Below are 13,679 nucleotides of genomic sequence, written 5' to 3' on the forward strand. Positions count from 1 at the left end.
TTTATGAAATACAAGATTTTGGTCCTGGATTTGGACGGGACTTTGACGAACAAGAAAAAAGAAATCACGGTGCATACGAGGGAAACCCTCATCCGGGCACAGGAAGCGGGCGTGAAAATCGTGCTGGCTTCCGGAAGGCCCACCTACGGCATCGCCCCATTGGCCGAAGAACTGCGCCTCGGGGACTTCGAGGGTTATATCCTGTCCTACAACGGAGGGCAAATCATTGATTGGAAAACCAAGAAGATGATGTATGAGAATGAACTCGACCCGAAAGTATATCCTTATTTATATGAATGCGCGAAAAAGAACGGTTTCGTAATATTGAGCTACAAGGACGAATACATCGTATCGGAAGACGCGGGGAATCCGTACGTGCAGCATGAGGCTTTTCTGAACAGGATGCCCAGCATTACCGTACCGAATTTCCTGGAGGTGTTCGATTTCCCTGTTCCGAAGTGCCTGATTGTGGGCGACCCGGAACCGTTGTCCGTGCTGGAGCAAAAGATGAAGCAAGATTTGGAAGGGCGGATGAATGTATTCCGTTCCGAACCGTTTTTCCTGGAATTGGTGCCCAATGGTATCGACAAGGCGCGAAGCCTTGCCGTCCTATTGGACGAGTTGGGCATGAAGCCGGAAGAAATGGTGGCTGTGGGCGACGGATTCAACGACTTATCCATGATACAGTTTGCAGGTCTGGGAATAGCCATGGCTAATGCGCAGGATGTCGTAAAAAAAGCCGCAGACTATGTTACTCTCTCGAATGAGGAGGACGGTGTGGCCGCAGTGGTGGAGAAGTTCTTTTGGGAATAACTCCGAATCTTGATACATAGAAAATGCAGGAAGGTTGGAACTTGAAACCTTTCCTGCATTTTTTGTGTTTACGCTCTTCTTTCCAACATGACCACGTTTTCCACGTGCTGCGTATGTGGGAACATGTCCACGGGGCGTACTCCCATGATTTTGTATTGAGAATCCAACAAAGCCAGGTCACGCGCCTGTGTGGCCGGATTGCAACTGACGTAGACGATGCGATGCGGTGCGGCAAACAGGATGGTCTCTATGACGTCTTTGTGCATGCCGGCTCTTGGAGGGTCCGTGATGATTACGTCCGGTTGGCCGTGTGCCGCGATGAATTCCTTGTTCAGGATGTCCTTCATGTCACCGGCGAAAAACAGGGTATTGCCGATTCCGTTGATTTGTGAATTGATTTTGGCATCCTCAATGGCTTCGGGCACATATTCTATTCCGATGACCTTCCGGGCTTTCCCGGCCACGAAATTGGCGATGGTTCCGGTTCCGGTATACAAGTCGTAAACCAGTTCCGTACCGGTGAGGCCTGCAAAGTCTCGCGCTACCTTATATAATTCATACGCCTGGTCGGTATTGGTCTGGTAGAAACTTTTCGGACCGACCTTGAACCTCAGATTTTCCATCTGCAGGTAAATGTGGTCGTTTCCCCTAAACGTGATGACATCCAAGTCTCCTATCGTATCATTATATTTGAGGTTGTTTACGTATAATAAAGAGGTAATCTCCGGGAATGTTTCGGCCAGATAACCCATCAATGCCTCGGCCTGCGCTTTTTCCGTATCGTTGGTGATGCAGAACTGCATAAGAAGCATCAATTCGCCCGTATTGGAATTGCGGATCATCATGTTACGCAATAATCCGGCATGTTCCCGCTGATCGTGGAATGTCAACCGATGCTCGTATCCGTAGTCACGGATGGCGTTACGGATGCGGTTATTGATATCGTCCATCAGACGACATTGTTCGATGGGTAATATCTTGTCGAACGAACCGCAGGTGTGGAATCCTACGGCTCCGTTCTGCGGATATGCGTTTCCGGACGCTATTTCTTCCGGTGTCAGCCATCTCTTGTTTGAAAAGCCGAATTCCAACTTGTTTCGGTATTCTTCCGTTTTCACGGAACCCAATATAGGTTGTACGCCGTTGAGTTCTACCTTACCGATGCGGGTAAGGTTATCCAAAACTTGCTGTTGCTTGTATTTAAGTTGCTCTTTATATGGGAGACACTGCCACTTGCAACCGCCGCAAACTCCGAAATGCGGGCAGAAAGGTACGGCCCGAAATGGAGAGTATTGGTGGAACTTTACGGCTGTCGCTTCGCAATAATGATGTTTTTTCTTTTGGATTTTCAGGTCGACCACATCTCCGGGAACGACAAAGGGAACGAAAACTACCATGTCGTCCACACGGGCCAGAGCTTTGCCCTCGGCTGCCACATCCGTAATTGTAATATTCTCTAATATAGGGAATTCTTTTCTTTTTCGGGTCATATCCGATGAGTTTATTGGGTTTCTTATTTTGATTTCAGGGAACAAAAGTAGCATTTTTTTTGCATTTTTTCTTGTTTTTCCTTTTGCAGCCCATTTTTTTTGAGTAGTTTTGCATTAATTTATTTTGTTAACTAATTCAAAAACAAACTTTGAAAAATGAGTGAAAAAAGAGTTTATACTTTTGGAAACGGGCAGGCTGAGGGCAATGCCCAGATGAGAGAGAGACTTGGTGGCAAAGGTGCTAATCTCGCCGAAATGAATCTTATCGGCATACCTGTGCCTCCCGGTTTTACTATTGCAACTGATGTTTGCAATGAATACTATGAGGTAGGGCAAGAGAAAATCGTAGAAATACTCCAAGCTGAGGTCAATGCTGCGGTAGCCCATGTAGAAAACCTGATGAACAGTAAGTTCGGAAGCACTGAGAATCCGTTGTTGGTTTCGGTTCGTTCCGGTGCCCGGGCTTCCATGCCGGGAATGATGGACACCATTCTTAACTTGGGCTTGAATGATGAAGTAGCCGAAGGAATGGTGCGCAAGACGGGCAATCCTCATTTCGTGTACGATTCTTACCGCCGTTTTGTTCAGATGTACGGTGACGTAGTGTTGGGTATGAAACCGGTGAATAAGGAGGATATCGACCCGTTCGAAGCCATCATAGACGAAGTGAAAGCCATTCGCGGGATAGAGTTGGACAAGGATTTGTCGGTGGATGAGTTGAAAGATTTGGTGGCTCGTTTTAAGAAAGCTATCAAGGAACGGACCGGAAACGACTTCCCTACCGACCCGATGGAGCAACTCTGGGGAGCCATCTGCGCCGTATTCCGCAGTTGGATGAACGAACGTGCTATCCTTTACCGTAAGATGGAGGGCATACCCGACGAATGGGGTACGGCTGTTTCTGTCATGGCTATGGTATTCGGCAATATGGGCGAGACGTCGGCTACGGGTGTTTGTTTTAGCCGCGATGCCGCAACGGGTGAGAATCTGTTCAACGGTGAGTATCTTGTGAATGCACAAGGTGAGGATGTTGTGGCTGGAATCCGTACACCTCAGCAAATTACGATAGAAGGTTCACGCCGTTGGGCTGCCCTGCAAGGTATCTCGGAAGAGGAACGTGCTGCCAAATATCCTTCGATGGAAGAGGCTATGCCTGAGATTTATAAAGAACTTGATGCCATTCAGGCTAAATTGGAAAACCACTATCGCGATATGCAGGATATGGAGTTCACGGTCCAGGAAGGCAAACTTTGGTTCTTGCAGACGCGCAACGGCAAACGTACCGGTACGGCCATGGTGAAGATTGCCATGGACTTGGTACGTGAAGGATTGATAGACGAAAAAACGGCATTGAAACGTTGTGAACCTCAAAAACTGGATGAGCTTCTCCATCCTGTGTTCGATAAGGATGCGTTGAAGAAAGCCAAGGTGATTACGCAAGGTTTGCCGGCTTCTCCGGGTGCGGCATGCGGACAAATCGTGTTCCACGCAGACGATGCCCAGAAATGGCGTGAGGACGGCCATCGGGTGGTTATGGTACGTATCGAGACCTCTCCCGAAGATTTGGCCGGCATGTCGGCAGCCGAAGGTATTCTCACAGCCCGTGGAGGTATGACTTCCCATGCGGCCGTAGTGGCTCGTGGTATGGGTAAATGTTGTGTGTCCGGTGCCGGTGCCATCAATGTGAACTACAAGAACAAGACTGTGGAGATTGAAGGCGTTGTATATAAAGAAGGCGATTACATCTCCTTGAACGGTTCTACGGGACAAGTTTATGCCGGAGAAATACCGACGAAAGCGGCTGAGCTGTCTGGTGACTTCAAGGCTCTGATGGATTTGTGTGACAAATATACGAAGCTTCAGGTACGGACGAATGCCGACACGCCCCACGATGCACAAGTGGCTCGTTCTTTCGGAGCAAAGGGTATCGGTTTGACCCGTACGGAACACATGTTCTTTGAAGACCAGAAGATTGTGGCCATGCGTGAGATGATTCTGGCCGATAGCGTGGAAGGCCGTAAAAAAGCTTTGGCCAAACTGCTTCCTTATCAGAAGAGCGACTTTAAGGGTATTCTTGAAGCTATGGATGGCTGTCCGGTGAACATTCGTTTGCTCGACCCCCCACTCCATGAATTTGTCCCCCATGACTTGAAGGGACAACAGAAGATGGCCGATGAGATGGGTGTCAGTGTGGAAGAAATCCAGAAACGTGTGGAAAGCCTTGCCGAGAACAACCCGATGTTGGGTCATCGTGGATGCCGTTTGGGGATTACTTTCCCGGAAATTACCGAAATGCAGACCCGTGCCATTTTGGGTGCAGCCTGCGAGTTGAAGAAAGAAGGTAAGGACCCGAAACCAGAAATCATGGTACCGTTGGTAGGTATTCTTTACGAATTGAAACAGCAGAAAGAAGTCATTTTGGCTACGGCTAAGGAAGTTTTCGCCGAAGAGGGTATCGAAGTGGAGTTTGAAATCGGCACTATGATAGAGACTCCTCGTGCGGCCCTGACAGCCAACCGTATCGCTTCGGAAGCTGAGTACTTCTCTTTCGGAACGAACGACTTGACACAGATGACATTCGGTTACTCACGTGATGATATTGCCAGTTTCTTGCCGGTATATTTGGAAAAGAAGATTCTGACAGTAGATCCTTTCCAGGTGTTGGATCAGAACGGCGTGGGCCAGCTTATTAAGATGGCAGTGGAAAAGGGACGCAGCGTACGTCCGGGCATCCGTACCGGCATTTGCGGAGAGCATGGCGGTGAACCTTCTTCCGTGAAGTTCTGTGCTAAAATAGGAATGGACTATGCATCTTGTTCTCCTTTCCGAGTGCCTATTGCCCGTCTTGCTGCGGCGCAGGCGGCCATCGAAGATTGATTCGAATTCGTCTGATTGCAATAATTAAAGAAATAGACCTGCGCATCCATTGCACAGGTCTATTTCTTTATGTATGTTCATAAGGGAATCGGTCGTTTTTTGTCGTTATTATCTGAAAACAATCTCTACCTTAGGGGCAAAACTCATACCTACCGCATCAGTTTGATGCGGGCAACTTATGAACAATTTTTCTATATGACGCTATTTCTTGTAATTTTAATGGACTGGCGTTTGCCCGTAGAAGTAGCGTATAATCCGATACATATCCCTTTGTTCCGAAAGAGGAGACGTATGTGGTTGTCACCCATTTCGCAGGTTTCCGTTTGCAGAAGCACGCCGGATAACGAGTAAATACGTAATATTCCGGCTTCTTTGCTCTTCAAGTACAACTCTTGCCCGTGGCAGGAATAGCTGACGATAGGATTTACGGTATACTCTGTTTCGTTCCGACGGTCTTTGATGCCATCAGGGCCGTCCGGTTGTACTTTCCGGATGATGGCGAAAGGAAATTCCGAAAACACGCTTCTCGTCGTTACGCTTAAAGCCAGGTTGTCGGCATCGGTTTCGAGAAAACCTGAGCCTGCGGAAGAAGAAAGACCGATGGCGTACAGGTCTTCATCCGAATATTTGCGGAAGAGATTGAAGGAATGTTTGGAATAATCGTTCTTTGTAGTCAGTGTCCCTTCGTCAGACAAATGTTTATTGTTATCCGTTTGGCTGACAAACATGTAACGGTCGCCATAAAGTGGCATGGGACGTATCCTCCACAAAAACGAGCGGTCGTCGGTTTCGTCCAGAGCTGTGAACGTGGCATCCGTGTTTCGCAAATACCGGCCGGTTTGCGGGTCTTTGATATAAAAACTGTCTTTGGCTTGCGGTTCGAGCGTATTGGATTCATATACAGGCAGATTGAAATGCAAGACGGTTTCGGCCTTTGAGCCTGTTTGTGAAACGCGGTGGAACATCAACGTGTATTCCATGCAGGTGTCCAACACTCCGACACACAAGGTATCGTTCAGGTCGGCCACTTTTCCACCCAAATCGTTCAGGTGGAAAGTCAATGTGTCAGCTTGTATGGTGTCTTTGTCGAGTATCCACTTGTAAATGCGCGTGGAGTTGGCGGACTGGGCAAGCAGGGAGTTCGGCGAGGCGTACAAAGACACGGCCGTGTGGCGTGGCACGGCCAAGGTAGTCCCGCTATAGTTTTTATCGTCGCCATACGCAATAAACGGGTCTATTTCCGATACCTCCACGCGGAACGTTTGTTGTAATCGGGCACCGGCCTGATTGGTCATTGTCACCCGGTAATAAGCATTCGATGAAACGCTCGGCAGCGTCATCAGATTTTCGTTATGACCCAGTGCATTCCAATTCTGCCCATTGGTACTTTTTTCCCACTTCCATTCACGCACAGGAGTATCAATATACTCCATCCCAAATGTCAGATCATCATATTTCTTCACGTAAATCAACGTGTCTGTTCCCGTGGTACCGTTCATTTTATAATAAGGAGTAAAGTTGCCGGTCCATCCCTCCCCTTCCACATGAAGGGCGAACAACTGCGTGTTGCTCACGCCTTTTTCATTGGTATAATGCACACGGAAGGTACGCGAAGTGTCCAACACGATGTCACGTGTGGAGGAAGTGCATGCCGGGTCATCGTCCCATGCCCATTTACCGGTATCCGTTTCTCCGTCCGGCAATAGGGCCGTCAGGGTCACGGTCGCCCCTTTGGGGATACAGTTCACGTCAGGCCGGTCGATTTCACGGCCTTCATACGTGATTTTCCCGTTCAGGACCGTGGGAACCTTAGTCTTGTCCTCCAACGGGTCGAGCGTACACATCAGGGTGCTGAAGCCCAAATGATCGTAGCCGCCGCTGTTACCTCCGCCGAATCCTCCTCCTGCGTCTATGCCGTTTTCGTTCATTTCGAGCATCTTCCTGGAGTAAGGCACGTCTATCCCCCGTACGTTCTCATAATAATTCACGATACGGGCTTGAGCCGGCCGGTTAGTACCCCGTGCCCAATCCCCCATCCTCATGAAAGTCCCGTCGCAATTCGTATAAGGACTGTTCGGCAAATCATCCACTCCCGAATTATAGGCGTTGACATATTCAAACCCGCATACGATACGGTCGTCCATCAGGGCATAAAAGTCATCGCCTTGGTTGCGTCCCGTACCGCAAAGGTCTGCGGCCAACGCCAGTGCCATTTCGGCATGCCCTTGGTCGCGGTTGGATTCCTGCATCTGCCCGAAGTAGCCGAAAGGTCCGCGTTCGTCCGGATGCAGTTTCCAGACCAAATGATGCAGCGACTCGCCGTAACGGTGGTCTTCCATATACTTATAATATTCCGTGGCTTGGTTGTAGATGAAGACATCGTCGCACAAGATACCGATGCTCATCGCACACAGCACGTTGCACAAGCCCCAATTCGACCAATAATGGTCGTCTTGTGTCCCGTTGCGTCCTTGCAGGAAACCGATTACCCCGTGGTACCACACTTTCAGCATCCATTCTTTGAAGCGTCCGAAGTCCGTGGCATCCCATCCCGGATAGTCGCGCATCAGTTCGGCAGCGTTGGCAAACTGGTAGCCATACAGCCCGTATGCCAGACAGGCATTCGTGTCTCCGCTCACCTTCTTGCAGGTCTTGGCCCAAGCATTAAGGATTTGGACGGACTTGTCCGCATACGCCTTATCGCCGGATATGTGCCAGACCAACGCACATTGGTAAGCCGTGGCGGCATCCCGGTAAGCCAACTGGTAATTGTCCGGGTCGGGTTCCCAAATCGTCCGGCCTCCGCGTACGATTTTCTCGACCGGAGCAGCCTTCCAGTCCAAACTGACATGCGGGCTAGTCAGCAGTTTCCTGTAAGCGGAAGCCCAAGGCTCCTCGCCGACTTCTACCTTGGCTTTTGTCCGGTTCAGATCGGCCTGCGTATGCAACATGCCGGGATGGATGAAGTTTTGTGCATTCAGCCATAACGAACTGCATAGCGTCATGACTATCAAGTATCTTTTCTTCATGGTAAATGTTTTTAATGAACAGCGGCAAAGTTAGCAGGTAAATACCGTACGGGGACGGATGAAAAAAAGCATCTTTTACGTCGTTCTGAACCAAATGCGCCCGAAGGCTGCTTTTCAGCCACGGCGTATGGGAAAATGTCCGAAAAAGACGGCTGATTCAGTACGATGCAACAAAACGACCTATATTTTGAACCAAAATATCCTACGTCAAATGATGCCGATTGCCTATCTTTGTCTAATCATCATTCGTTATTTGAAAGAAAAACCATGGATACCGTAAAACTAAAAGTCAATTTCCAAGCCTTATGGTTCATCGTTCCGACACTGTTCCTGTTTTTTGCCTCGTGCCTCCACGCACAAGACCGCCAATACAAATTCCGCCTTATTGATGCTTCGGACGGACTTTCGGACGGACAAATCCGCAGCCTGACGATGACGGAAGAGGGTTGCATCGCCATTAAGACCGGTTTCATCCTGAACATTTACAACGGTGCCACGTTCGACCGATTCCCCTACGACAAGACACGCAAATACACTTGGGCGTACGACCGTCCGCCCAAAGAGTATTACGACCGCGAAGGACGGATGTGGCTCAAAGAGTTGGGCTACCTGCTTTTGCTCGACATGAAGAGCGGGCAATATGATTATTCCGTCTCCGAGGTGTTGGCATCCATGGGAATAGACCGACGGCTGAAGAACCTGTTCATAGACGATTACAGGAATTATTGGTTCGTGACCGAAGACAATACCGTTTCCTTCTACGACGTGGAACAGGGACGTTTGCGCACCATAGAGGATGGTGGCAGCGAGTTTACCCGGCAACACGGCGTGCCGGTGGAAATGGCGCAATACAAGAACCTCTGTTGGATTGTTTACGAGAGCGGGTTGATTCGCTGTTGGGACTACTCTTCATCCGAGTTCGTGTCGCAAGAGACACGTTTCTTGCATGCCATCAACCGGCTTACCGACCGCATATACCTTCATCCGGATGCCCAAGGAAACATCTGGCTGATGTATAACAACGGGCTGTTCTTCTACAATCGCATGGAACGGACCTGGAGGGAGGCATGCGGCATCAGTGGTCTTTCCAATTTCTTCACGTGCATGGATTTGGACAAGGACGGCAACGTATGGGTCGGCACGTCCAAATCCGGCCTCCGTATCATCGATGCCCGGACGTTCAAGGTGACCACGCTCCCGACATTGGAACTGACCGACGGCGGGACATTGGAAAACGATATTTATACGGTATTTTCCGACCGGAACGGGGGTATATGGGTGGGCACCCTCTTTCAAGGCTTGTGTTATTACCATCCCAGCATGCAGAAGTTCTCTCTCGGCCACACGGTGAAGCGGTATTCGTCCGTTACCAACGAGAGCATCCGGTGCTTTTTGGAGGATGGCGACGGGAATATACTTGTCGGAGGTGCCTTCGGACTCTTCCGTTTCCGTCCGTCCACCGGTGAAATGGAGCAAATGTTCAAGGCCGAACCGAATGACATTTGCCTTTCCGTCTTTAAGGACAAGGGCGGACGTATATGGGTGGGCACCTTCCTACACGGTTTTTATTGCATTGAGGACGGACAGGTCCGCAACCTTCTCCGTTCTACGGTGAATTGGGAACAAGACCCTAACCAGAACATATCCCGTGCTTTGTACGAAGACAGCGAAGGGCGTTATTGGGCCAGTGTGACCGGCGGGGTCGGACGTTTCAATCCGGTCACGGGGAAGATTACCTATATGTTGCACGACCGCCATCCCGAACTCCGTTCATACGCCGTGGTTCATGCCTTCTACCCGGTGGACGGCCATACGTTCGCCGCTTTGGGCAACAGCGGCATCTACTATTATGACACGCAGAAAGACAGCGTGTGGATTCCGGACTTTCTGAAAGAACAGCGGTATGCCGACACCAAATATTTCTGCATGCTGAAAGACCGCCACGGCGTGGAATGGTTCGGGACGGAAGACGGCATTTTAGTGTTTGACCCTCGCCGCAAGGAGGCCACGGTGCTGACCGAATCCGACGGACTGCCCAACAATGCCGTCACGGCTTTGTTGGAGGACAACGAAGGGACGGTATGGGCATCCACGTTGAACGGGCTTTGCAAAATCGCATCCCGTGATGACCGTAACGGCAAAGGTTTTTCTGTGGTGAGTTATGGGGAAACCGATGGGTTGCAAGGCGGCAAGTTCTATGAGAATGCGGCTTTGAAGACCCGCTCAGGCCTCTTGTTTTTCGGTGGAGCGCATGGATTCAATTATTTCAATCCTTCGGAAATCCGGTACGACCGGAGCGACAACCATCCCGTCTTCACCCGTTTCTATCTGTTCAACCACCCGTTGAAAGTGAACGAAACGTACAACGGGCATGTGATTCTGACACAGACCGCAGACCAAACTTCAGAAGTCCGGCTCCGTCACGACGAAAACTTCATTATGATAGAATTTTCAGGTCTGAATTACGTCAACCCTTCGCACACTTACTATAAGTATAAACTGATGAACTACGACAAAGAGTGGAACGAAGTGGTGGCCAACGGGAGCGGACGCGCCACCTATACCGGATTGCAGCCCGGTGAGTACAAATTCGTGGCCTATACCGCCAACGGAGACAAGATTTGGGGGAAGACACCGGCCGAAATCACCATCGTCATTGCGCCCCCGTTCTGGGCGACGGCATGGGCCATCGCGGTGTACGTCGTGCTGGCTGCCGGTTTGATGGTTTGGTCGTGGAGAAGGTTCCGGAGGCGGGCACAGCTCAAAATCCGGATGGCTCAAGAAGCTAACGAACGGAAACAGCGCGAAGAGCTCGACCAGATGAAGTTCCGCTTCTTCACGAACATCAGCCATGAGTTCCGCACTCCCCTCACCTTGATTCTTACGCCTTTGGGGGCACTCATCCACGATACGGGCGAACCGGAGCTGAAAAAGAAGTTGGAACCTATTTACAATAATGCGCGCCGTCTGCTCAATCTGGTGAACCAGTTGCTCGATTTCCGTAAATTGGAAATGAAGGGCGAGCGTCTCAGGTTGAAGATGAACGACATGGTCTTTTTCTTGGAAGAAGCTGTCAGGCAGTTCACCGACTTGGCGGCAAGCCGTGAGATAGAACTTTCCTTCGAGCCTAAGGTGGAACGTCTTTTCATGAATTACGATTCCGACAAGATGTATAAGATGCTCAACAACCTGCTTTCCAATGCCTTCAAATTCACCTCCGCGCACGGACAGGTACGGGTCACGCTGGAGAAGGTATCGGAAGACGGACGGCCGTATGCGGCGGTCAGGGTGGAAGACACCGGATGCGGCATTGCGGAAAAGGATTTGCCCTTCGTTTTCGACCGTTTCTATCAGACAGCCACGGAGGGACAACCGGCCGGGCAAGGCAGCGGCATAGGTCTCCATCTGGTGCGCGAGTACGCCAAACTGCATGAAGGAAAGGTCACGGTGGAAAGTCGGACGGGAGAAGGCACGGCCTTCACCCTGTATATCCCGACCGACCTGCATGGCGGAGGGGCGGCACCTGCGGCAGAAGAAAAGGCGGAATACCGGGACGAAGAGAGCGAAATCCACGACATGCCGCCCACGGAGACGGGAAGGAAGAAGATTCTGGTGGTGGAGGACCACGACGAATTCCGTCATTTCCTGGTGGAGCAACTGCAAAAGGACTTTTGTGTGGTGGAAGCGCGAGACGGCGTGGAGGGCGAACTGGCGGCACGGACGGAGTTGCCGGACTTGATTGTGTCCGACCTGATGATGCCCCGCATGGACGGCATGGAACTGTGCCGCAGGCTGAAAGGCGACATACAGACCTCACATATCCCGTTCATCCTGCTTACGGCCCGCAGCTCCGATGATTCGCGCATCGGGGGATACGAAGCAGGGGCGGATTCTTATATCTCGAAACCGTTCAACTGGGAAATGCTGCAAGTGCGCATCCGTCAACTCATCGAGCAGAAAGAACGGCGGCAAAAGATGTTCCGCAAGTCCATCGACGTGTCTTTCGAGGCCATCACCACGACTTCGATAGACGAGAAGCTGATGGAGAAAGCCTTGGAATCCGTCAAGAAGAACATCAGCAATCCGGAATATTCCGTGGGCGACCTGAGCTTGGACGTGGGGATGAGCAAGACCCAGTTGAACCGCAAAATGCAGGCCATTGTCAACGTCACGCCCTTGCAGTTCATCCGTTCCATCCGGTTGAAACGGGCAGCCCAGTTGCTGAAGGCCACCACATGCAGCGTGAACGAAATAGCGGACCTCACGGGATTCAACACCATCAAGTATTTCAACCTGCATTTCAAGGAAGAGTTCGGCATGACACCGACACAGTTCAGGGAAAAAGAAGGAAAGGCGCAAAATGACGTAACAATCGGCTGAAATCATCCCATTCCGTCGCCTGCCTTTAGGCTACTTTTGTGGTAGAAATCAAACGATGTGCCATGGAAGCAAGAAACGACGAAAAAGGACTGGCCGCGTGTTACGTACGGCAGAAGGAGGCTTTGAAGCATTATATCGCATCCCGCATCGACCGCCCCGACGAGGCGGAAGACGTGGTGCAGGATGTGTTTGAGAGACTGTGGAAGCATAAGGATTTCATAAGTCCGGAGGCTGTGGTGTCCCTGGCTTACAAGGTGGCACGTAACCTGATGGCCGACCGCCAACGAAGATACCGCAAGGAAAATGACGTGTGGGGCGAACTGTTTTACACGCAGGAGGCCTTGCAAGACACGACGGAGGAAAAAGTATCTTTCAAGGAATTGAAACTGATGTTCGACCGTTTGGTGTTTGCCCTGCCGGAAAAGCGGCGCAAGGCGTATTGCCTGTCCTTTTTTGAAAACCTCACCCCTTCCGAGATCGCCCGTGAATTGTCTGTTTCAAAGCGTACGGTGGAACAGCATATCTTATTGGCACGCAAGGATATTAAGACGCAGTTGCAAAAGGAATACTTCAGATATGGGTGAAGCGTTTTGAGGGACTTACATTTATACGTTTTAGAGGACTTTAAGCTGTCAAAAAGACAGTTTTTCCGGAATCCCCGTATTTCAAGAATAAGGGAAAAAGGGCTTTTCAGGTCTTTTTTCTGTATATTTATACGGTATAAATGCAATATTATGGCATAAATCCTGCATATTCGTGTGTTTTTCTCAGCCGAACGGTAAATCGTTCAGCTGAAAGCGATTTTTCATTCTCAGCATGTTGTGTGCCCAAACTCTTCCGAAAGGGGAATCCGGAGGCTGAAAGAGGCAGGAAAATGCCCTTTGAGGGGGCTTCAGACGCTATCTGAAGAAAATCCGTCTCGCAAAAACGGAATCAAAGTGTTCTGGATATTCGCGTCCGGCTGACAGGCCGACCGCTTCCTTCCGCATCTATTTCCTTGCTGCCGGACAGAAAGAAAGTAAAAACAAGTCTATGCTTACAGCAAGTTAAAATCCCACCCTCGCGAGAATGCCTTATTTATTTCCGGCTT

Annotated in this window: 6 protein-coding genes; 4 read left to right on the forward strand and 2 right to left on the reverse strand. The window is 50.2% G+C overall.

Going from position 1 to position 13,679, the window contains the following annotated elements:
- The first annotated feature begins 3 nt into the window (after positions 1–3).
- Complete coding sequence (locus HMPREF9442_RS12395) at positions 4–813, forward strand: Cof-type HAD-IIB family hydrolase (protein ID WP_008629128.1); 810 nt, start codon at positions 4–6, stop codon at positions 811–813.
- 68 nt (positions 814–881) lie between these two features.
- Here HMPREF9442_RS12395 and rlmD read toward each other — a convergent pair whose 3' ends face one another.
- Positions 882–2,303: a 23S rRNA (uracil(1939)-C(5))-methyltransferase RlmD gene (gene rlmD / locus HMPREF9442_RS12400; protein ID WP_040603097.1), complete on the reverse strand. Its 1,422-nt coding sequence runs from the start codon at positions 2,301–2,303 to the stop codon at positions 882–884.
- Positions 2,304–2,459: 156 nt separating this feature from the next.
- Here rlmD and ppdK point away from each other — a divergent pair, with 156 nt between their 5' ends.
- Positions 2,460–5,180 carry a pyruvate, phosphate dikinase gene (ppdK, locus tag HMPREF9442_RS12405; protein WP_008629130.1) on the forward strand — a complete coding sequence of 907 codons (2,721 nt, stop codon included), beginning with the start codon at positions 2,460–2,462 and terminating at the stop codon, positions 5,178–5,180.
- 191 nt (positions 5,181–5,371) lie between these two features.
- On the opposite strand, the gene HMPREF9442_RS12410 is transcribed toward ppdK, so the two are convergent.
- Positions 5,372–8,209 (reverse strand): alginate lyase family protein, encoded by a 2,838-nt coding sequence (locus HMPREF9442_RS12410; RefSeq protein ID WP_008629131.1) that lies wholly within the window; start codon positions 8,207–8,209, stop codon positions 5,372–5,374.
- A 267-nt stretch (positions 8,210–8,476) separates the two neighbouring features.
- On the opposite strand from HMPREF9442_RS12410, the gene HMPREF9442_RS12420 reads away from it, so the two are divergent.
- Positions 8,477–12,589, forward strand: a complete 4,113-nt coding sequence (locus HMPREF9442_RS12420; RefSeq protein WP_008629133.1) for a hybrid sensor histidine kinase/response regulator transcription factor — start codon at positions 8,477–8,479, stop codon at positions 12,587–12,589.
- A gap of 62 nt (positions 12,590–12,651) precedes the next feature.
- Positions 12,652–13,173, forward strand: coding sequence for a sigma-70 family RNA polymerase sigma factor (locus HMPREF9442_RS12425; RefSeq protein ID WP_008629134.1), 522 nt, complete (start codon positions 12,652–12,654; stop codon positions 13,171–13,173).
- The last annotated feature ends 506 nt before the right edge of the window (positions 13,174–13,679 follow it).

The sequence above is a fragment of the Paraprevotella xylaniphila YIT 11841 genome, assembly GCF_000205165.1.
Taxonomy (GTDB): Bacteria; Bacteroidota; Bacteroidia; order Bacteroidales; family Bacteroidaceae; genus Paraprevotella; species Paraprevotella xylaniphila.